The organism is Stenotrophomonas sp. YJH_SMC_25 (assembly GCF_059369595.1).
Genome location: NZ_JCAFSV010000008.1, coordinates 75,932 through 94,724 on the forward strand (window position 1 = coordinate 75,932; position 18,793 = coordinate 94,724).

Below are 18,793 nucleotides of genomic sequence, written 5' to 3' on the forward strand. Positions count from 1 at the left end.
CATGTTCCGACTCAGCGCTGCTGGATCTTCGACAGCAGGCGCAGGAACTCCACGTACAGCCAGACCAGGGTCACCATCAGGCCGAATGCGCCATACCATTCCATGTACTTCGGCGCGCGCTGGGCCACGCCGGTCTCGATGAAGTCGAAGTCCAGCACCAGGTTCAATGCGGCCACGACCACCACGAACAGGCTGAAAGCGATGCCCAGCCAGCTGGAGTCATGGATCACCGGCACGTTGATGTTGAAAAAGCCCAGCACGAACGATGCCAGGTAGAGCAGGGCGATGCCGCCGGTGGCGGCGACCACGCCCATCTTGAAGTTCTCGGTGGCCTTGATCACGCCGCTGCGGTACGCGACCAGGAGGGCGGCCAGGGTGCCGAAGGTCAGCAGTACGGCCTGGAACACGATACCCGGGTACTTCATGTTGAACAGCGCCGACACGGCGCCCAGGAACAGGCCTTCGACCAGCGCGTACATCGGCGCGGTGACCGGCGACCATTCCTTCTTGAAGATGGTGATCAATGCCAGCACCAGGCCGCCGATCGCGCCACCGATGGCGTACAGGCTCGCGCTGCCGGAAATCTGGCCGTACTCGTCGACCGCCTGGCTCCAGGCGAACGCCGCGGTCAGCACGGTCAACAACAGCAGGATGCCGGTCTTGTTGGCGGTGCCGTTGAGGGTCATCACCTGGTCGGGGCTGGTCACCACCGAGCCGCTGGCGAGGTCGAGGAAGGTCGACTCGGAAAGAGCCGGGTTGCCGCTGCGCATGCGTGTTCTCCGTGCGGATGAGGGGCTGGACGGCCATCCGGCCGATGACCGGGAGCATAGCCGATGGCTGCACGTGGTGCCGTGCCAGGCGTCGGGTTCGAGTCGCCCGCGTTGACAGTTCATGATGCGCTTGGCCACAATGACCAGCTCCCCGGGCCTGGCCCGAGGGGATTGCAAGACCGGGGTATAGCGCAGTCTGGTAGCGCGCCTGCTTTGGGAGCAGGATGTCGGGGGTTCGAATCCCTCTACCCCGACCAATCCCACATCACGTCGGATTGGACACCGTTCCGGTCCGGGCGCCCGTAGCTCAACTGGATAGAGCACCGGCCTTCTAAGCCGGCGGTTACAGGTTCGATTCCTGTCGGGCGCGCCATTTCACCCATCTCCTGCAGGTCCTGTCGTTACCGGCCTCTGCCTGGTCCAGCGCTGTGTTGGCGCGCATTCAATCTGGTCCGTCGTGGCCGAGGCATAGTCGGCCTGCCCCATGCCGGGGTGACTGCGCTGAGCCATCCCTTGATGAACACCGTTGCGCGATCGCGCTGTCTGCTGCTGGCGATGGGCCTGGGGCTTGCCGTGCAGGCGTCCGCCAATGCCCCCGTGATTGCGGTCTACCGCGGCGAGGCCGGTTGCCCAGGGTGTTCGGAGGCCGTCGAACAGGCCATCCATCGTTCGCGTCCGGACTATCACGTGGTGTTCGTCGGCCCGGGCGAGGCCGTCGATGTCGATTCGCTGGCCACGTCGCGCTACCGGGCCTATGTGCAACCGGGGGGCGGGCAGGACATCGACGCCGCGATGGCGGCGGTGGGCGAAGAGGGGGCGGCAGTCATCCGTCGTTTCGTCGATGCAGGCGGAACCTACATCGGCCTGTGCATGGGGGCCTACCTGGCCGGTGCATCGCATCTGGGCCTGCTGGCGCAGGACCTGGACGCCGAGGCCGGCAGGCCGGGATTCCCGGTACAGGATGAAGACGATGCCGTGATTCCCGTCGTCTGGGACGGGCGTCGCCAGACGGTGTACTTCCAGGACGGTCCCTACCTGCCGAAGGCGCCACGCGACCAAGGGTTCAAGGTGATTTCCCGCTACACCAATGGCGACATTGCGGCTGCGTCGTATCGCCACGGGAAGGGCAGGGTGGTGCTGTCGGGACCCCATCCGGAAGCGCCGACGCAGTGGTTCAAGATGGCGGAAATCCCGCTTTCGCAGATGCCGTCGGCCGATCTGTTCAAGTCACTGCTGGATGAGGATCGGCGCTGAGGCGGGCGCGTGCGCAGCGCGACGCGGGCCGGAATGGCGACCGGCACATCAATGTGAAGAAATGCTTGCAATTCCTTCGCGACTCCCGGAAAATGCCGGACTCGCTTCAGGGGACGGCCTTCTGGTCCCACCCGGTCGCAACGCATCAGGTTCCACTGCTGGCAGCATCGGCAGGGGAGCAGAAGTTTCAGTGGTGGCTGTAGCTCAGTTGGTTAGAGTACCGGATTGTGATTCCGGTGGTCGGGGGTTCGAATCCCCTCAGCCACCCCACTGTTTCAACCGTATCGGCGCAGCCGGAGCGGTATTGCAATAAACAGAATGCACGTTACAATGTGCGTCTGAGTTTCACGGGCCGTTAGCTCAGTTGGTAGAGCAGTTGACTCTTAATCAATAGGTCCAAGGTTCGAATCCTTGACGGCCCACCAAGACAGAAGCCACCTGGTACGCCAGGTGGCTTTTTTCTTATAAGTGTGACCCCGTCATTTCGATGGATCACGCGCTGAAGCGCTCCGCCTGGCGGGGTTCTGCAGCGGCAACGGGACTGCAGCGCTGGTTTCAACGATGTTGAAAAAAGTGCTTGCACCCACCGAGCGGATCGGGTCATAATTCGCGCCCCGATTTCGGGCTGTTAGCTCAGTTGGTAGAGCAGTTGACTCTTAATCAATAGGTCCAAGGTTCGAATCCTTGACAGCCCACCAGACGAAAGCCACTTGGTCAGCCAAGTGGCTTTTTTCTTGCCTGTGGCCGGGCTGAGGGCGCCAAGTCGCCAAGCCGGTAGATCCATGCCATGCGTGGAGAAGGCGGAGGCCGCATCCACGCATGGCGTGGATCTACTGAAGCGATGATGAAACCGGGGTCACATGCGTCATCAGTGTTTTCAATGCTGTGCGCTGTTTCTCATCGCATCGCGTCCTGCATCGCACCCAATGGTTCTTCCGCGCCGATGGCGCATGCATGAAGGACGATCCTGATGGGTGATATCAATCGACTGCGCCAGGTGCTGTTGTTGCCGTTCGCGCTGGCGGCGCTCGCTGCCTGCAGCCAGCCCGGCGACCCGGCGCAGACCGTGCAGCGCGACGCCGACACGCTGCACGCTCCCGCCGCGCCAGTCAGTGAGGCGATGCAGATGCAGCCGATGGCGCCAGCTGAAGGGGTGACCCGGCCCGAGGCGGTGCAGTTGCGCAGGACCAGCGACGGGGGCGTTGAGATCCGCAAAGTGGACGCAGTGTCCGGGCACGGTGCCGACACGGCACGCGTTGAACCTCAGCAGCACTGATCCACGGTCACTCCGGGCGGCGGTCGGTCGCCCGGGGTGACGTATTCAGCTTTGTGCAGGCCTTCCGCTTCCGGCCCCCGCCTGCGACAATGAACGCCTGTGCCGGCCACGCGAAAGTGGCGGAATTGGTAGACGCCCTGGATTTAGGTTCCAGTGAGGGTGACCTCGTGCGGGTTCGAGTCCCGCCTTTCGCACCATCTGGCCGAGCACAGATTGCCTAAGTGATTGAAAAATAAGCTGGCGACGGTCAGTTGTCCTATTGGATTCCCGCTTTGGCAATTGATCCCTGTCTCGGAACGTCACCTGTTCCGTTCGAGGCGGCTGGGAGGCGGAACTGCTCCAGTGCAGACATGCCTTGGAGCGATTGCTCGGCCAGTACCTTCGCGTAGACCGCTGAGGTGGTCTGGATGTCGCGGTGTCCGAGCCACTCCTGCACGAGCTTGATGTTGCCGGTCGCCAGCAGCAGCCGAGTGGCGCACGTATGGCGGAGCGCATGCGGTACGCACTCCTTCTCGGAAGCGAGATGTGTCCCCTTGATGGCCCATTGCCACAGCCGGTCGGCGCGCGTGCGATTGAGCATCGTGAAGGGGCCGTCCGATGTGGCCGCCAGGGCGTCCTTGCGCCGCTGTAGAACCTCGGCGACACGGGCGGTGCAGGGTAGGGTGCGGGGACGCCCCTTCTTGAGCGTAGCGTGCCGCCAGAAGCGGACGTGGAGCCTTCCGCCCTGATCGACTACTTCGGACCACCGGATGCCGATGGCCTGGCTCATGCGGCAGCCCAGGTCGGCGAGGCACACGAACAGGTCGCGGTAGTCCGCCCCGTCGCGCACCCGTGGGTGCCCTCCGGCAGGGCCGTTCGGGAGCGTGTCCCACTCCAGCAGCCGCGCCAGGATCAATTCCTCGTCCTCAACGTTCAGGACGAACGTGCGTGCGTTGTCCCTCTCGTCGGCCAAGCTGTACTCGGGCAGCTCTCCCAAGAACCGGCCGGCCTTCCTCTCGCGTTTCAGTAGGGCAAGGAGGCACTGCATCTTGCGGTTCACGGTGGCGGGAGCCGCCTTGTCGGCGAGCATGCGCTGCGCCATGTCGTTGACCGCGGCCTGCGTGATGTCGTTGATGGGCGTTTCCTCGCCCAGGTAGCTCTGGACCACCTTGCAGTTGGTACGCACGGTGTCGATGGACCGGAGCTTGCCCCAAAAGTTGCGGTCGTCCAGCGCGTCGTCCATCGCGTCCTTGAGGGTGCGCTGGCGGACCTTGGCCTTCGCCACGGCCATCTGCACCGACCGGGACTTGCCCCGAATCAGCTCCCGCAGCGCGTCCTCTGCAATCTCGGGGTCGTCGCGCAGGGCGTCGAGGACCGCCTGCTCCTTGCGCTCGGCTGCCACGCGGTCGCGGGTGCCGGTGGACAAGCGCACGCGCCGGTATCCCTCCTGCACGTCGAGCATGTAGTAGCGCTTATCGGGCGCACCCGGCTTGGGCGCGGTCCCTTTGAGGCGAAGGGCCATGTGTATCTCCAGAAATGAAAAAGGCCCGCACTAGGCGGGCCTCGGGGCACAACGGGGTGTTGGGGGTTAGGCGGCTGCGACGCGCGCCGTCACCTTGCGGTTGACACGTTCTGCGAGCGAAGCCAGCCAGTGCAGCGCCTTGGTCGTCGGGAAGATCAGGTTGCGCTTGCGGTAGGCGGGATCAGGGCGCTGCTCTAGGAAGTCAGGCCCCGGCTCGCGGTTACGCTTGATAGACGACAGGTCGAGCACATTGCGGCTCACTGCGGAGGGAGAGAGTCCGCCGAGGACGCGCTCAAGGTCCACCTGCTGAATGCCCGGCTCGTCCACAACGGCGAGTAGGGTGAGGATGCGGGTGGCGGTGATGTCCTCGTCGATCTCTTCCCGGAAGGCTGACAGTGCGGTTGTGAGAATGGCCGTCAGTTCTTTCTGCGAGAGATTCATGGTGCGCTCATTTTCCGTAAGGGGATGGTTCCCCCTTGGGAAACCATCAGGGTCTATCTTGGAGCCGCAATGTAAGGATTACAAGGCCCAAGCCAATGTTGATGGCATTCTTGCCAATTTTGTCCATCCAGAAACCACGCTGCCAAGGCGTGGGGGAGGGGTCGATTCCGATCTCATATCCAAAGGCTTTCACGAACAGGTCCAGGTACTTCTGCCCTGCGAAGGGGCCGTCCTGTCCCCTGCTCACGGCGTTGTAATGCGCCGCCACCCCCGGCTGCGCTCCACAAAAAGGTCTTACGTTTCAGTGTTTTAAGAACGGTAGTGCCAGCATCGCCGCCAGGGTCACAATGGCCCCGACCACGGATGCAAAAAACAGTCCTTGCCCTACGCGGACTACCGCGCTGGCTATTGTCCGTCTCACCGTACTCATAGACTGAGAACGCCCCCCTGGTCGTCTGCGGATGCGCAGCCCGACAGCATGACGCTGCCGTCGGGCAGACTACAGGCCACAATGATGGCGCGTCCGTAGGAATCAAGTACCACGGGAGAGATTGATCCCGACTGGTGCAGTGAAGTCATGGCCGCGGGGTCTCCGTTGGGGCCGCGGGTGGGACCGGATACGACACCCGCCAGCCACAGTCCTCGGGGACGACCGAGAACTGGACGCGCTCGTTGAGTAGGCCGAGCATCGCGCGGAGAGCGCCGCGCTTCTCGTTATGGTCGAAATTGATGGTCCGAATCATTCGGGCACCTCGTAGGTCCGTTCATGCAGGACCAAAACCTCCCGCTCGAATACCAAGAACGGGCCGAACTGGTGGACGCGGAGGGCCACGTTGACGATCACCAGGGTCGAGTTTGCGGTGAAATCTGCGTTACGCATATGTAAGTCTCCTGTTATGCAAGTGCTACAAATGGAACAATGAGTGCCAAATATCGAGATTGGCCTTATGATTAGGGCTGAAGGGCGTGATCGCCACTCCCGACCCCAAGGACCGTTCGATGATTGACCCCCGCGTAGAAGTCGCCATTACGGCCCTTCACCTAGTCGTATGGGTGTGGACTAGCTCGGTGCCGGCGCATCGCACATACCTGTATTGGCGCAGGGTCTTGCGGAAGCGGCGTTAGCGGCTCCAGAAGTAGAAGCCGCTCACCTCAAACGCGTCACCGTTGAGCCGAATGTCGCGGCCATAGCTCTCGTAGTCGAAGTAGCGGGAGAGGGCGTCGGGCACGCCGTGGAGAAGCCCCGATTCGTCCACATAGTTCTCGGCAAAGTCGGCCCAGCTATCGAACTGGCCCACGTAGGCTTCGTGGAACTGCTCCACGGTCACATCGTCGAGGCCCTCGTGGTCGCAGAAGGCCGTGTAGGCAGCGCGTTCGGTGTCGTTGTGCAACTCGTCCAGCCGCTCTTGCAATGCGCACAGCTTGTCCAGGTCGGGGTGCTCGCCCCAGGTATCCCCGAACACGTCGTCGTAGTCGTGGACGGCCCACTCCTCGGCGCTGGCGACCTTGCCGCTTCCGCCACACGCCGTGCATTCCGCCCCGCCGAATACTCGGGGGACGTATGTGGTTCCAGTACCGCCGCAATCCGGGCAATCAACGGTCACGTTCGGGTGCGGCGACTCGCGCAGGATGCGGGCAATCTCATCGCGCACGTCGTCGGCGTCGCGTCCCTCCAAGTCGATCCACTCGCCGTGCAGGACGCCAGCGTTATATGAGGCAAGGCAGGCAACGTAGATTTGCATGGTGTGCTCCAGAAATGCGAAGGCCCGCACTAGGCGGGCCTCGGGATCAGGGGTGGTTATCGGTCAGTGCGCCCAATCGGGCTTGACGTTCAGCAGGTAGGCGGCGGCCACTGCGCGGGCGGTGTCCTCGTCGGCCACGTCGGCAATCCACCACCAGCGGTCCTTACCGGCCCAGCGGTAGACGCCCCAAAACTGCGCGGCCATCGGTGCGCAAGGCTCGACGCTCCCGTCGAACTCTTGGCGGGGACCGTAGGAGACCGATCGGTCGCCCAGGGTGACCAGCTTGTCACCGGCAGGTACAGCCAGCTCGTTGTCATTGCTCATTGCGACAGGCCCTTTGCGTGTTCGATGGCGCGATCCAGTGCGCCGGGGATGTTGTGAAAAATGCCGTGGCGTGTCGAGTGGGTGAGGCCGATTTTGTAGACCTCAAAATGGTTCGGCCCCTTGCGCAGCACCCATGCCTTTTCGGTCTCGAACAAGATGTCCTCCTCGCGGTAGCTCATCGCGCGGCTCCCATGCCCTCGGCGATCCATGCGCGGGCCTGCTGCTCGGCGCGGGCCACGCCATCGGCGGTCTCGTGGTTGATGCCGTTCCTCGACAGCCACCCGCCCAGCGGGTCGGCGATGTCGTAGGCCCAAACGCCGCTCCACTGCTCGCCGACCTCCTGCCAGAGGCGGTGCAGCATGCGCGCCACCTCGACAAGAAATTCGGAGTCCTCAATGCCCAGCGGCGCGGTGCTCATCGGCTCGGGCCACGTCCACCCGCTCGCCAGCTGCGCGAGGTCGATGGGGTCGAAGTCGGTATCCCTGATTGCGCGGTTGACCACGGTGGCGAACTCCTCGGCTTGCTGCGGCGTCATCGCGGTCGCCGCCAGTTGTTCGTGATAGCGCCCCGGCTGTGCCAGGAACACGTTGCGGGTTCCGTAGGTGCGCAGTTCCATCACAGCACCCCCAGCCCGCGCAGCACCGGCATCACCAGCGCGTTGGTCTCGTCGTTGTCGCTCCAGTCGCTCGCGGCGTCGTCCCCGTTCTCCCAAATCAGGAGCACAAACCCCGCCTTTGTTGCGTCCGGGCGGTAGAACCGCAGGTGATCGTGGTCGGTAGAGGCGAGGGCCTCCAACACTTCTTGCCGGTCGCGGCTGTGCCGCACCGTGGTTTCTTCGCCGTCGTAGACGCCGAGCGAGTAACCAGCGGCGAGGGCGGCATCCACCAGCGCCACGGCTATGCGCTTCGCGCTCTCGGGGGCGTAGTTGTCGAGGTTCATGGCTTTCTCCGGGCAACAAAAAAGCCGCCTTGCGGCGGCTGATGGGTTCGGGTTAAGCGCGGAGCGCGTCGCTGCACAGGGCTTCCGGGTATGACGAGTCGCGCATTGGCATGACGATCAAAGACGCGCACCTGATGCTCGGATCGGTGATGCCGCCAATACCGAACATGGCCGCCACGTCGCCGCCAGTCACCGGAATCAGTGAAGTGGCCTTGCCGCCGAATGCCTTGCAAATTACACCGGCCGCCTTCACTACGCCTTCGAGGACGGCAGGCGCGAATCCGGACAGCTTGAGTTCGTTCGGCTTGGACACCGCAGCACGCCAGTCCGGGTAGGTTCCATCAACGGCAGCAAACTCAATGGCCTGGCCTCCGCGCTCCGCCTTGAACCGGCTGGCATCGCCCACGGCGCTGAAATAGACATCGCCCTTCATCTTGGCGACCAGCTCGCACGCATTGCGCGGCACGATGATCTTGCCAATGTCCCACGGCAGGCTGGTACGCACCACAAGCATGCGGTGGCCGTCTGTAGCAACGATGATCGCACCATCGGCGTGCGACTCAATCAGCACGCCATTCAAGTAGAAGCGAACGTCATTCTTGGGGGCCACATGCAGAGCGGCGGCGATCAGGGCGGAAGGAATTTTGTTCATAGCTTTCTCCGGGCAACAAAAAAGCCGCCTTGCGGCGGCTTCGGGGGATTGGGGTAGGGCGCTGTTAGAGGAACAGCTTGGTCAGCGTGACGATGCCAGCCACAAAGGCCGTGGCGACCACCAGCGGATACCACCGGGTCTCCATCATCAGCTTGTCGCTCTCGCGGTTGATCTTGCGAATCTCAGCGGTGAGCTTGCGCACTTGCAAGTCCTCCAGTGGTCCATTGGTGCTCATGGTAGCTCCAAAAAAGACCCGCCGTCACACGTCGGCGGGGTGTGGAAAACCGGGTTGACGAAAGGGGATCAGATGACAACGGGGGATGGACAAGGCGCAACTTGGGTGCGGTTCTTGTGTGCCTGGCGCTCCCGCTCGTTGAGTCGGGCGCGGTGCTCGCGGATGCCGCGGCGGATGCAACCGGCCACGTAGTAGTCGCGGGCGGTCATATCAAACGGGATCATCGTCATGGGTTGCTCTCCAGTGAATCGGACCACCAAAACGCCCCATCACAACGGTAGGGGCGCTTTGGCGGTCAGACTCATGCTCGTAAGGCATGGAATCTGACCGTCGCCAGCTTCCGGGAGCGCCTCCAGCTCGCCTAGGAATCCCGTACAGATGGCCCCGCTCTTTCTGGCGGTGACCCGGTATCCGTGGCGGCCTTCATCGGCCCTTACACTTCCCGGCGCGGCTAGTGTTCCCAGCTCCCCGCGTTCTGCCGTGGGCGGCGCTCCTGCCTGCCCCTTTCCTACTGTCCCGACCGCACCCTGCGGCCGTTGTTCGATGGTGGGCATTATGCCCTTTTGCTCCCGGTTTGTCAATCACTCCCGGTAGGGGGATGGTTGAGCCGGACGTTACCTGCGGTGCGCTTAGGGGCCTTTGGGGCTAGTCCTCAGTGCTGGCGGGATAAGCTCTAGGTGCTGTCGATCCATCGGTCGCACGTCTGTCGCCGCCTTTTCCGCTGCCGCCGTGTTGCTGGCGACGGGTATAGATTAGATCAATCCCCGCATGGCTGTCAATACCCCGATGGCAACGATTTTGGATGGTCGCAGGGAGCGCCTAGCGCGCGCGTGGGGAGCTTCTATAGGCGGGGCGGTAGGGGTGCCCGTGGCGGGCCTTGCGTGGGCCGTGGTGGCGCATTGGCTGGCCGTGGTGGGCGGCAGGTGGGCATAGGCCGGGCAGGGTGTGCCGAGGTGGTCGGCAGGTGTGCCGAGGTGGTGCCGAGGTGGGCGCGTGGCGGTCAGGGCAAAAAGACAGATAGGGACAGACAGGGGCGCGAACGTTTGAGCGCGGATGTCCGCAGGTTGCCCAGGTATCGCATGGGATTGCCTAGGCACTGGATACCTAATCCGGTGGTTCACCTTTGGAATCAGTAGGTTAGCCGAGGTGGTGACGCCGCAGGTGACGCGAAGGGGGCGCATCGTGCCTTACGCTACAGGGGGCGACCCCCTACGGGGGGTGATCGCGCCGTTCCAAGTAGTTGGATACTCCTTCGGAAATTTGCCGCAAACCTTTCGACCACCTCTGTCACTTCGAGGAGACGTTATGTACGCCCGCCGATACACGATAAGAACCGCTACCGCGATCACCGTCCTGGCCTTAGTGCTCGCAGGACTCCCTGCCGCGTACTTTCAGACCGGCGTAAGGAGCGCTGAGGAGTTGCGTTCCTGGAACGAGCAGATCATCGAGAACGACGCCTCGCCGCAGGTGTTGGTTGATGAGGCGGTGCGGACGTTTGACGCCGCGACGAATGACCTCATCAGCAACCGCAATTCCCGCAACCTGTTTCTCCAGCTCGCTTTGGGCATCCCGGCGCTCGCTTGGATTGGTGCGGGCGTGGTGCTATGGGTCATCAAGGATGGGACGGAGGTCTAGTCCGCCGCAGTGGCACCCAAGGAGGACAGAGGAACACCCCAGGAGTGCATAGGAGAACTGTAGCTCTACTTGATGGTGAATACCAATGAATAGAACTCTATAGTCCTGCTAGAGTAATACTTAGGTCTTACTATGATAGCACCCTTGTCAAGCCCTCCCAGTGCTCCGTGGTCGAATAAACTTAGCGGTTGGCATAGACATTACAACGAGCATCTATGGCATCGCTCAATACCCTCCTCATTCGCTTGGCGGCGCTGGTCACTGTCCTCTCGCTGGTCTGTGCTGGAGTGCCCGCCGCATATCAGCACGCGAAGCTTCGAGCAGCACGGGAGCTGGTCGAACGTACCCGCGAGGTCATAAACGATGACACGACCTCGTACAGCGTGGTGGCCGATGCGGTGCCAATTCTGGATTCTGCACTGACTGAGGCCGCGCAGCACGAGCACATGAGAGGCCTACTCGTGGAATTCACGATTGGCGTCCCGCTGATCGTTTGGTTTGTCGTCTTGGCTGTAATGTGGTGGTTCAAGGATGAAGAATTGGCGTGATAGCTGAACTGTTCACTTTCAGGTAGAGTCGTTTCCTGTCTTTTAACTGGCCGTCGTGTACGGTACGAACCGTTTGGGGAACGTAGGCGTGGGAGAACGCGCGATGGCTACGGATGCATACAGCCAGGGTCGGCTCGGCTCGTTGTTGGTCATGGAAGATGATCCTGACCTCTCAGGGATGTTGAAGGAAATCCTGGCGATGCAGGGTTACGAGGTCGATGTGGTCGCCTCCGCTGCCGATGCATTCGACCGCATAGAGGCGAAAGCATTTCACGCGGCGATCTTAGACATCCAGACGCAGGACGGAGCATCAATGTCCGTCGCCGATTACCTGCTGTCGCACCGAATTCCCTACATGTTCGCGTCCGGGGTGCCGAACCCGCAGCTCCCTGACGCTCACCAGTGGGCGACCTTTCTCCCGAAGCCGTACCGCATCAAAGAACTCATGAGCGCCCTTGATAGGACTCGCCAAATCGGCATTCCTGTTTAGGCGCGTCCATGCGCCAGTAGTTCAGGTCCGGCGTTTTAGGAAACGCTTTGTAACCGTGTCGTAGGTCTGCACCGGAGGACCGCTGTAGAGGTCCGTCGAGCAGGCCATGAGGACTGCTTCGGTCGCGTTGTGGCCTGCCTTCATGGCGGCCAGGGCAATCGCACCACCACTACCGGCGACGAGGAAGTCGCGCCGGAGGTCGAGAGGGAGACCGTCGTGGTAGAAGGCCACCGGGTTGTCCCGCAGGCCGACCACGAGGATCGTGTACTCGCCCTTGGTCAGTTCGTCGAATCCCTCCGACAGCTCGCGCACGGCTCGCTGGATGTGGGAAGTGGTGCCCGCGCCGAACACCACCAGGTCGCGCCCGGTGGTGTCGGTGGTGCGGTAGAACTTCTCCTCCTCGTACCGCAGATCACCAGCGGTGACCTGCGAGTCGATAGCAACGAGCCGGCCGTCAAAGGCCAGCGTGGTCACTGCTTGATGTGCTCCCGCCAGTAGCTCGGGGTGAACGCAGCCCACTCGATGTCGTTCACGTCATCCCACAGGCGCTCCGCGGCATTCCGCAGGTGCTCCCACAGGCCGCCGAGGACGACGTAGGGCAGCGCCAGGAACACGACGACGAACAGCCAGCCGGTGTAGGTGCGACGGGAGGTCTCGCGCAGGCGCTCCAGGAGCCACTGCGAGGCGAGGGCAATGCGTAGCGCTACGTACCCCTTAGCGCGCTCGTAGGCGCGCACCAGGCGCTCGCTGGCGCGGTTGTAGATGGTCTTGAAGTTCATGGGTTCCGGTTAGGTGTTGCGGATGGTTGCCAGGGCCTTCGCGTAGAGCGCGTCCCAGGTGTCACGGTGCGGCTTGCCCGGCCGCCAGTTGCGGACGTAGTAGTCCCATGCGGCCTGGGGGTTACCCAGGGCGGGCAGCGGACGCGGATCGGTGAACAGCAGCAGGCGAGCGAACGCACAGGCGAGCACGTCGTCGGAGGCGAGCGCCTCGTTGACCGCAGCGGTCGAGGGACGCTCCAGACGCGCGGAGACGAGCTGTGAGGCGCGTGCGGAGGTCGCCGGGTGACGGAGTACACCTGCGGTGCCGCCGCCCGCCTCGAACTGCCAGAAGCCGCGTGCGGGGCCTTTGATCTGCCTGCGGTGCTCGAAGCGAGATTCCTGGAGACCAATGGCGAGCAGCATGACCTTCGCTTCGGGAGTGAAGGCCACGCCGGGGAGCAGCCGGGCCGCCGCGGGGATCAGGTTGTCCCTGACCTCCACGAGGCTCGGCAGCTTTGCGTCGGTCATACCGGCGCGTAGGGGTTCGACTGGCCGCCCTGGGTGTGGCAGCAGGGAGCGTGGTTGCAGTCGCACGGCGTTACCGGCGCGGGTGCGCTCGGGCCGTCGTTGTCGTCGTCGTTCTTGCGGCGCAGGAACAGGTACAGCAGGCCAGCGGCGGCGAGCGCCATCAGCCACGCAGCGAGCGTGTTGGACATTGGGTCTCCTACAGGATGTCGAGGTAGTTGTCGGGTGACGGCATGCGGCCGGTCACGGACTGGATGAAGGAGGCGTACTCGCGGTCGAGCAGCTCCTCCAGGTAGCGCTGCTCCTCCTTGGACACGTCTCGGGAGAGCTGGTCGGCCCAATACTTCACGGCCATCGCCAGCGCTTCGAGGCGGTCGTCGTGGCGCAGTGCGCCGCGGTCGCGCGTGATGCGCGTCAGCTGGTAGCACAGCTGGTACTTCTGTTCGGACTTCTGATCGGCGCGGATGATCGAGGCATCGACCACCAGGCGGTGCTGGTTCAGCACCGGCTCCAGCACGTCGATGATTCGGTTCTCCTTCGAGGTGCCGTAGTGCTTCACCTCCTCGATGGAGCACGGGTACACGCGCGCCAGGACGCCGGAGAGCATCTTGGCGAACATGCCGTCACCGAAGTTCGCCTCAATGAGGACTGCGGAGACCTTCTCGGCGCGCGCGATGTGCGCCAGGGTCTCCAGCGTGTCGTCGTCGTAGCCGCCCTTGGTCGCACCAGCGCGGCGCGCGTAGAGCATGCCGCGAAGCATGCCGACGACCGCGTAGCCGGTTTCGTCGCCACCTCGGCCCGAGGGGTCGATGGCGAGTACCTTGCCGGTGAACTCCTCCATTTCCGAGGCGAGGTACATGGGCCGGTACAGGCGGTCGCCAGTGAAGCCCACGGACGGGATGTCGCTGACGATGTACTCCGGGCCGCTGCTGTAGACCACGCGGATCGGAGCGACCTCGCGGTCCACGTCCATCACGATCAGGTCGGACAGCTTGAGCGGGTACTTCTCGGCGTCGGACAGCGACGCATCGAGCATGAACTGGAGCATGAAGCCGGAGCGTCCGTAGGACGCCTCGCGCTCCATCAAGTCCTCATCGGAGAAGCGGACGCTCTCGCAGTTCTTCCAGGCGAGCTTGGGGTTCGCGTCGAACGCATCGGCGATCATCGGCGCGAGGCGGTCGCCGTACACCTGACGGTGCTTGGTGTCCTTCGGGTAGCGCGCAGGCCAGATGCGGATGACGTAGCCGCGCTCGGGCAGCTTGTTGTAGAGCGACTCCTCGGTCTGCGGAGTGCCGAGGTAGATGATCTCGCCGCCAGGCTTGAGCACCGCGTCGAACTCCTTGACCAGCTCGGCGAGCTTCTCGCGCTGCACGACGGTCATGGAGTTCTTTGGGACTTCGATGTCGTCCGCGATGATGGTGTCGGCGCGGGAGCCGGTGAGCTGGCCGTTGATGCCGACCGACTTCACCGAGGGCGACTGATCGGGCTGCGCGGGACCGACATCGAACGCCAGGTTCGAGTTGCGCTGGTCGGGACGCGGGCGCAGGTGTTGCAGCTCAGGCAGGGTTTCGATCAGGCGCTTGACGAACACCGAGAACGCATCGGCGCGTTCCTTCGATGCCGAGACCACCATGATCTTGTGCTGGGGGTCTTTCCAGAGGAGCCAGCAGACGTAGGCGGCCGTCACCCAGGACTTGCCGACGCCGCGGTACGCCATGATGACGCGACGGCGCGGGCCGGTTTTCAGGAACTCGCAGATGTCGTACTGGATCGGAGTGGGGCTTGGTAGCCCCAGCTCCTTCCAGACGTACCAGGCGAAGTTGCGGAAGTCCTCGAAAGGGTGACGAACGTGGAGGCTCGTCATGCCCTCCATCAGTTCAGCCGCCCATCCTCAGCGGGATCGAACGGGAACTCGGACACCTTGTCGGCCAGCTTGCCCAGCGGTGAGCCGGGCGGCGTGGCCGCAACGTCGATGCCGTTGTCCTTGAGAAACTGCCGGGCCACGTTGAGGATCGAGGCCAGGCCCTTCGCGTCCGACTCCATCGAGTCGATGGTTTCGGCGAGCTTGTCAGCGACTGCGGCGTGCAGTCGCTCCAAGGCATCCTTGGGGGCGGTCACTTGTTGACGACGCGGTTCAGTACGGTCTCCAGCGCGGACGTGCCGAGCGACGCCAGGATGCACGCGAGCGCGACCTGGGCGACGAAGGAGACGCCGGGGATGAAAATGACGATGGCACCAGCGGCAAGGCCGGTAGCGCCAGAGAGGATTGCGCGGCCGAGCGCCTGCTTCCAGGTGATCGGATCGTTCGACGTGAGCATCTTTGCGATGCCCACGATGAGGCCGACGCCCGCGAGAGCGCCGACCAGCTTCACTTCATCGTGCATTAGGTCTCTTGTAGGTGGTGGATGCGTTAGAGCGGACGACCGAAGCTGTACTCGTAGTTGCCGGTCAGGGTGATCTGCGTGACGCCATCGGTGACGACGACTGTGAACTGCCCCATGCGGGAGGTGTTCCGCCCAGAGGCGGTCACAGTGCCACCGAGGCCGCTGCCGGAGATCGACGCGCCGCCTGTGACGGAGCGGGAGACCACGGAGTAGTTGCCGGTGCCGCCCGAGCAATAAACGCTGAACGACTCGCTGACCGTGCCGTTGGTGGACTGAGGCCAGTTACCCATCAGGTAGCTCGGCGACAGCGATGCTTGGAACGGCGTCGCCTTGACCGCGTTGTAGAACTGCGAGGCGTAGATCGGGCCGCTCGTGGGGACGCCGTAGTTGGCCGGAACGTCGGGCACCAATCCACGTCCTCGGTAATACTGGTCCGCGTAGATCGGGTAGCCGCCGCCAAACTCGGCGCGGATCATTTCCCAGGAGATAGGGCCGGAGCCGGGGAGGGCCATCAGGCACCTCCCCCAAGGTCCGCGACGCGCTTACGCAGCGCCTGCACCTCAGCGATAAGGAAGGGAATAGCCTTCTCCCACTGGATCGTCTTGATGCCGTTTGCGTGCGTGGCGACCATCAACGAGTAGACCTCCTCGGCCTCCTGCGCGATGCCGCCGACCTCGTGATCCGCGCTCGGGTGGAACGTGGGATTCAGCTCGGCGATTGCCTTGGCATCCCAATCGAACTCGCGTACACGGAAGCGGTCGAAGAAGTCGGCCACCTTGGAGGCCGAGGCGTCCACGATGTTCTTCTTTAGACGCGCATCGGACGCATAGGCGACGATGTTGCCCGTGGCGACCCAATTGTTGCTGCCGTCGCGGTAGGCGCACCACGAGAAGGCGTTGCTGGCGAGGAAGCCGTGGTTGTTGTCGTTGCAATGGAGCCAGTGCGTGGTCCCGTTGTCGGAGTCGTAACAGGTGATGGTTGGCGAGTAGCTCTCCAAACGGAGGTCGCCACCGCTACCGCCTGGGCCAGCGATAAGGAATCCCTTGCCGCCGTAGGTGCGAACCCAGGTGCTGTCCTGCATCCAGATGCCGCCGCCGTGCGCTTCCGAGTACCAGCCGGTGCCGGACTGCTGGGAGCGGAACCAGCCAGCGTTGAGGTAAATCTGATCGCCGACCGTCAGGCGGCCCGCAATGTTCGCAGCACCGTTCCAGTACAGGTTGTACCAGCTGTTCGTGTTCACGCGGGTGATCGAGCAAACGTCATCGCCAGCGCCGTTCGTTCCGTGGATGTACGCGGTTCCCGCTGCACCCATGCCGGTCAACCGCAGCGGCGCGCCATAGGCCAGAGTGACCTGCCCGGTGAAGGTTGCGCCACCCAGGCTCGCCTTGCCGTCCAGTGCGGACTGGAGGCCGCTGACGTTTGCGATGGTGTGCGTGTGACCGGCGTCGGCCTTTCCTGCCGGGTTGAAGTTCGCCGAGGTCCAGACGGTGCCGCCAGCGTTGAGGGACGCGACGCCACCCGTGCCATCGCCGAATCGGAACTCCAGCGAGTTCGCAGCTGGCGGCACGTACACATAGCGATCCAGCGACCCCAGGTACATGACGCCGGACGTGGCCTCGCCGCCAAATCCCTGCACACGAATCTGCCCGGAGGCGAACGTCTTGACGCCACCGATGGACTGATCGTCGGTCACGTTGACGACGTTGGCGATCTCGGCGGCGGTATGCGTGTGGCCGATTGCCGACTTCCCGTCGAGCGCCGCTTGCAGCCCGGTTACGTTTGCGATGGTGTGCGAGTGGGACGCCGCCGCTTTGCCGTCGAGCGCGGACTGGAGGCCGGTCACGTTGGCGATGGTGTGCGTGTGCGTCGCCGCCGCCTTGCCGTCGAGCGCCGTCTGCGTCGCGGTGCTGATCGGCTTGTCGAGGTCGGCGGTATTGTCCACCTTGTCGAGGCCGACCTGCGCCTTGGTGTGCGTGTGGGTGCTCGGCGGGTAGGTCGTCGGCTTCCCGGTGACGTGGGTGTTGAAGTCCACGTCGTCGCGGGTCGCCAGCGCGCCCAGGCCGCCGATGTCGCCAGCCACGAGGGTCACGTCGCCCTGCTTACCGGCGACGCTGGTGACCTGATCGGTGTTGTCGATCTTCTCCCAGGTAGCGCCGTAGAGCGCCTGGTCGCCGACTCGCCAGTGGATGTCGCCCACAGTGCCTTCGCCGACCACCTTGTAGAAGTGACCCTTCACCGGGTTGGCCGGGAACGCACCAGTGCCGGCATCCCACGATCCCATGTAGACCAGCGAGCCAGTGACGGCAGCCTGCGCCTGGGCGGCCCAATGCTTCGCCGAGAACTCGCCCGGCGAGACCTCGGTGCCCTGCGGCGCGTTCGCGTACAGGCCAGCCTTGTCGCGGGCAGCCTCGGCAGCGGCCTTGGCCGACGATGCGGTCTGCGCCGAGATCGAGGCGGCAGACGCCGAGCCGGACGCAGCGGAGGCATGACCGGCTGCGGTGGTCGCCGAGCCAGCAGCCTCGCCAGCCTTGGTCGCCGCGGCGGACGCCTGGGCTTCCGCCCGGTTGGCCTGGGTGGTCGCCTGAGTGACCGAGGTCGCTGCGGCGGTCGCGCTGTCGGCGGCTGCGGCAGCCGATGCTGCGGCAGCGGTGGCGTCAGCTTCCGCGCGGTCGGCCGCGTCGGTCGCATAGCCCAGGATGGTCTGCGCCTGATCCCGTGACGTGGCGGCAGCAGTCGCCGCTGCTTGCGCGTCGGAACGCGCCTGACCCGCTGCGGTGGCCGACGTGCCCGCCTGGCTTGCGGAGCCAGCCGAAGCCAGCGCCGAGGTGGCCGAGGCCGTCGCCGAAGCGGCGGCGTCCACTGCGGAGCTTGCCGCCTCGGTCGCGCTGTCGGAAGCCTCGGCCGCCTTGGCAGCAGCGAAGGTCGCCGCGTCGGCGGTGGCCTGCACGTCGTCGTCGATGCTCGCGGCGGATTCCGCAGCGCGCACGGCGGATGCTTCGGCAGCGTCGGCGAAGCCAGAGGCGTCATCTGCGGACGCCTGCGCGGCGTTCGCCATGCCGGTTGCCACGGACACCAGGTCGCGCACCTGCACGACCGAGCCGGTCAGCTCGTCGGTCAGCCCGGCCACGTCCTTCTGGAGCTGCGGGAACGAGAGGAGGGTGTGGTTGTTGCCCAGGCCGTCCGTCACGACGACGGTGCCTTCCTCCTGAGTCAGCAGCGCGATCATCTGATTCTCGCGCCGGTTCCAGCGGTCTACCAGCGTCGAGAGGCGCGAGGCCAGCTCGGCGTTGGAGACGTAGCCGGGGGTAGTGCTCATGCG

At 64.0% G+C, this 18,793-nt stretch carries 26 protein-coding genes and 6 tRNA genes; 11 read left to right on the forward strand and 21 right to left on the reverse strand.

Features of this window, described 5'->3' with window-relative positions; genetic code table 11:
- Nucleotides 1-11: 11 nt before the first annotated feature.
- A complete protein-coding gene (locus AC5P7E_RS12325; RefSeq protein ID WP_005408265.1) occupies nucleotides 12-770 on the reverse strand; it encodes a Bax inhibitor-1/YccA family protein in 759 nt (252 codons plus the stop codon).
- A 180-nt stretch (nucleotides 771-950) separates the two neighbouring features.
- On the opposite strand from AC5P7E_RS12325, the gene AC5P7E_RS12330 reads away from it, so the two are divergent.
- The 8 genes from AC5P7E_RS12330 (at nucleotide 951) to AC5P7E_RS12365 (ending at nucleotide 3,497) form a co-directional block, all read left to right on the forward strand.
- A tRNA-Pro gene (locus AC5P7E_RS12330) sits at nucleotides 951-1,027 on the forward strand.
- 39 nt (nucleotides 1,028-1,066) lie between these two features.
- A tRNA-Arg gene (locus AC5P7E_RS12335) sits at nucleotides 1,067-1,143 on the forward strand.
- Nucleotides 1,144-1,286: 143 nt separating this feature from the next.
- Nucleotides 1,287-2,024 carry a BPL-N domain-containing protein gene (locus tag AC5P7E_RS12340; RefSeq protein WP_005408266.1) on the forward strand — a complete coding sequence of 246 codons (738 nt, stop codon included), beginning with the start codon at nucleotides 1,287-1,289 and terminating at the stop codon, nucleotides 2,022-2,024.
- A 193-nt stretch (nucleotides 2,025-2,217) separates the two neighbouring features.
- Nucleotides 2,218-2,294: transfer RNA gene (locus AC5P7E_RS12345), tRNA-His, on the forward strand.
- A gap of 79 nt (nucleotides 2,295-2,373) precedes the next feature.
- Nucleotides 2,374-2,449 (forward strand) — tRNA-Lys (locus tag AC5P7E_RS12350).
- A 197-nt stretch (nucleotides 2,450-2,646) separates the two neighbouring features.
- Nucleotides 2,647-2,722: transfer RNA gene (locus AC5P7E_RS12355), tRNA-Lys, on the forward strand.
- Nucleotides 2,723-2,994: 272 nt separating this feature from the next.
- Complete coding sequence (locus tag AC5P7E_RS12360) at nucleotides 2,995-3,300, forward strand: hypothetical protein (RefSeq protein WP_114618858.1); 306 nt, start codon at nucleotides 2,995-2,997, stop codon at nucleotides 3,298-3,300.
- Nucleotides 3,301-3,410: 110 nt separating this feature from the next.
- A tRNA-Leu gene (locus tag AC5P7E_RS12365) sits at nucleotides 3,411-3,497 on the forward strand.
- Nucleotides 3,498-3,556: 59 nt separating this feature from the next.
- On the opposite strand, the gene AC5P7E_RS12370 is transcribed toward AC5P7E_RS12365, so the two are convergent.
- The 11 genes from AC5P7E_RS12370 to AC5P7E_RS12420 form a co-directional block, all read right to left on the reverse strand.
- The gene (locus AC5P7E_RS12370) at nucleotides 3,557-4,801 is read right to left on the reverse strand and encodes a tyrosine-type recombinase/integrase (protein ID WP_049417433.1); all 1,245 of its coding nucleotides are present in this window, start codon (nucleotides 4,799-4,801) and stop codon (nucleotides 3,557-3,559) included.
- 66 nt (nucleotides 4,802-4,867) lie between these two features.
- A complete protein-coding gene (locus tag AC5P7E_RS12375; RefSeq protein WP_005412378.1) occupies nucleotides 4,868-5,242 on the reverse strand; it encodes a winged helix DNA-binding protein in 375 nt (124 codons plus the stop codon).
- A gap of 739 nt (nucleotides 5,243-5,981) precedes the next feature.
- On the reverse strand, nucleotides 5,982-6,122 hold the full coding sequence (locus AC5P7E_RS12380) for a hypothetical protein (RefSeq protein ID WP_005412379.1): 141 nt from the start codon (nucleotides 6,120-6,122) through the stop codon (nucleotides 5,982-5,984).
- A gap of 241 nt (nucleotides 6,123-6,363) precedes the next feature.
- Nucleotides 6,364-6,984 (reverse strand): antirestriction protein ArdA, encoded by a 621-nt coding sequence (locus AC5P7E_RS12385; RefSeq protein WP_032961789.1) that lies wholly within the window; start codon nucleotides 6,982-6,984, stop codon nucleotides 6,364-6,366.
- A gap of 63 nt (nucleotides 6,985-7,047) precedes the next feature.
- Nucleotides 7,048-7,308 carry a hypothetical protein gene (locus tag AC5P7E_RS12390; RefSeq protein ID WP_032961791.1) on the reverse strand — a complete coding sequence of 87 codons (261 nt, stop codon included), beginning with the start codon at nucleotides 7,306-7,308 and terminating at the stop codon, nucleotides 7,048-7,050.
- Nucleotides 7,305-7,487: a hypothetical protein gene (locus AC5P7E_RS12395; RefSeq protein WP_032961794.1), complete on the reverse strand. Its 183-nt coding sequence runs from the start codon at nucleotides 7,485-7,487 to the stop codon at nucleotides 7,305-7,307. The genes AC5P7E_RS12390 and AC5P7E_RS12395 overlap by 4 nt, the downstream gene beginning before the upstream one ends.
- The gene (locus AC5P7E_RS12400; protein WP_005412383.1) at nucleotides 7,484-7,924 is read right to left on the reverse strand and encodes a hypothetical protein; all 441 of its coding nucleotides are present in this window, start codon (nucleotides 7,922-7,924) and stop codon (nucleotides 7,484-7,486) included. Before AC5P7E_RS12400 ends, AC5P7E_RS12395 begins: the two co-directional genes overlap by 4 nt.
- Nucleotides 7,924-8,247, reverse strand: coding sequence for a hypothetical protein (locus tag AC5P7E_RS12405; RefSeq protein WP_005412384.1), 324 nt, complete (start codon nucleotides 8,245-8,247; stop codon nucleotides 7,924-7,926). The genes AC5P7E_RS12400 and AC5P7E_RS12405 overlap by 1 nt, the downstream gene beginning before the upstream one ends.
- Nucleotides 8,248-8,299: 52 nt before the next feature.
- Nucleotides 8,300-8,899 carry a DNA polymerase III subunit beta family protein gene (locus tag AC5P7E_RS12410; protein ID WP_005412385.1) on the reverse strand — a complete coding sequence of 200 codons (600 nt, stop codon included), beginning with the start codon at nucleotides 8,897-8,899 and terminating at the stop codon, nucleotides 8,300-8,302.
- 64 nt (nucleotides 8,900-8,963) lie between these two features.
- On the reverse strand, nucleotides 8,964-9,134 hold the full coding sequence (locus AC5P7E_RS12415; protein ID WP_004154558.1) for a hypothetical protein: 171 nt from the start codon (nucleotides 9,132-9,134) through the stop codon (nucleotides 8,964-8,966).
- Nucleotides 9,135-9,202: 68 nt separating this feature from the next.
- Nucleotides 9,203-9,364, reverse strand: coding sequence for a hypothetical protein (locus tag AC5P7E_RS12420; RefSeq protein WP_154267699.1), 162 nt, complete (start codon nucleotides 9,362-9,364; stop codon nucleotides 9,203-9,205).
- A 1,075-nt stretch (nucleotides 9,365-10,439) separates the two neighbouring features.
- On the opposite strand from AC5P7E_RS12420, the gene AC5P7E_RS12425 reads away from it, so the two are divergent.
- From AC5P7E_RS12425 to AC5P7E_RS12435, 3 genes are all read left to right on the forward strand, one after another.
- Nucleotides 10,440-10,769, forward strand: coding sequence for a hypothetical protein (locus AC5P7E_RS12425; protein WP_032961796.1), 330 nt, complete (start codon nucleotides 10,440-10,442; stop codon nucleotides 10,767-10,769).
- Between the two features lie 215 nt (nucleotides 10,770-10,984).
- Nucleotides 10,985-11,317, forward strand: coding sequence for a hypothetical protein (locus AC5P7E_RS12430; protein ID WP_043033726.1), 333 nt, complete (start codon nucleotides 10,985-10,987; stop codon nucleotides 11,315-11,317).
- An 88-nt stretch (nucleotides 11,318-11,405) separates the two neighbouring features.
- A complete protein-coding gene (locus AC5P7E_RS12435; protein ID WP_125899042.1) occupies nucleotides 11,406-11,807 on the forward strand; it encodes a response regulator in 402 nt (133 codons plus the stop codon).
- Nucleotides 11,808-11,828: 21 nt separating this feature from the next.
- Here AC5P7E_RS12435 and AC5P7E_RS12440 read toward each other — a convergent pair whose 3' ends face one another.
- Genes AC5P7E_RS12440 through AC5P7E_RS12480 form a run of 9 tightly spaced genes read right to left on the reverse strand, consistent with a single transcriptional unit; the run spans nucleotide 11,829 to nucleotide 18,790 of the window.
- On the reverse strand, nucleotides 11,829-12,281 hold the full coding sequence (locus AC5P7E_RS12440; RefSeq protein WP_005412387.1) for a hypothetical protein: 453 nt from the start codon (nucleotides 12,279-12,281) through the stop codon (nucleotides 11,829-11,831).
- Nucleotides 12,278-12,586 carry a hypothetical protein gene (locus AC5P7E_RS12445; RefSeq protein WP_005412388.1) on the reverse strand — a complete coding sequence of 103 codons (309 nt, stop codon included), beginning with the start codon at nucleotides 12,584-12,586 and terminating at the stop codon, nucleotides 12,278-12,280. Before AC5P7E_RS12445 ends, AC5P7E_RS12440 begins: the two co-directional genes overlap by 4 nt.
- A gap of 9 nt (nucleotides 12,587-12,595) precedes the next feature.
- Nucleotides 12,596-13,093, reverse strand: a complete 498-nt coding sequence (locus AC5P7E_RS12450) for a hypothetical protein (protein WP_065426719.1) — start codon at nucleotides 13,091-13,093, stop codon at nucleotides 12,596-12,598.
- Nucleotides 13,090-13,281 (reverse strand): LPXTG cell wall anchor domain-containing protein, encoded by a 192-nt coding sequence (locus AC5P7E_RS12455; protein WP_005412390.1) that lies wholly within the window; start codon nucleotides 13,279-13,281, stop codon nucleotides 13,090-13,092. The genes AC5P7E_RS12450 and AC5P7E_RS12455 overlap by 4 nt, the downstream gene beginning before the upstream one ends.
- 8 nt (nucleotides 13,282-13,289) lie before the next feature.
- Nucleotides 13,290-14,954 carry a phage terminase large subunit gene (terL, locus tag AC5P7E_RS12460; RefSeq protein WP_032961836.1) on the reverse strand — a complete coding sequence of 555 codons (1,665 nt, stop codon included), beginning with the start codon at nucleotides 14,952-14,954 and terminating at the stop codon, nucleotides 13,290-13,292.
- Nucleotides 14,955-14,962: 8 nt separating this feature from the next.
- Nucleotides 14,963-15,208 carry a DNA packaging protein gene (locus AC5P7E_RS12465; protein WP_425523815.1) on the reverse strand — a complete coding sequence of 82 codons (246 nt, stop codon included), beginning with the start codon at nucleotides 15,206-15,208 and terminating at the stop codon, nucleotides 14,963-14,965.
- Nucleotides 15,205-15,474 carry a phage holin family protein gene (locus AC5P7E_RS12470; RefSeq protein WP_005412393.1) on the reverse strand — a complete coding sequence of 90 codons (270 nt, stop codon included), beginning with the start codon at nucleotides 15,472-15,474 and terminating at the stop codon, nucleotides 15,205-15,207. The genes AC5P7E_RS12465 and AC5P7E_RS12470 overlap by 4 nt, the downstream gene beginning before the upstream one ends.
- Nucleotides 15,475-15,500: 26 nt before the next feature.
- Nucleotides 15,501-15,986: a hypothetical protein gene (locus AC5P7E_RS12475; protein ID WP_126411773.1), complete on the reverse strand. Its 486-nt coding sequence runs from the start codon at nucleotides 15,984-15,986 to the stop codon at nucleotides 15,501-15,503.
- Nucleotides 15,986-18,790: a tail fiber domain-containing protein gene (locus AC5P7E_RS12480; protein ID WP_049427184.1), complete on the reverse strand. Its 2,805-nt coding sequence runs from the start codon at nucleotides 18,788-18,790 to the stop codon at nucleotides 15,986-15,988. Before AC5P7E_RS12480 ends, AC5P7E_RS12475 begins: the two co-directional genes overlap by 1 nt.
- Nucleotides 18,791-18,793: the final 3 nt, after the last annotated feature.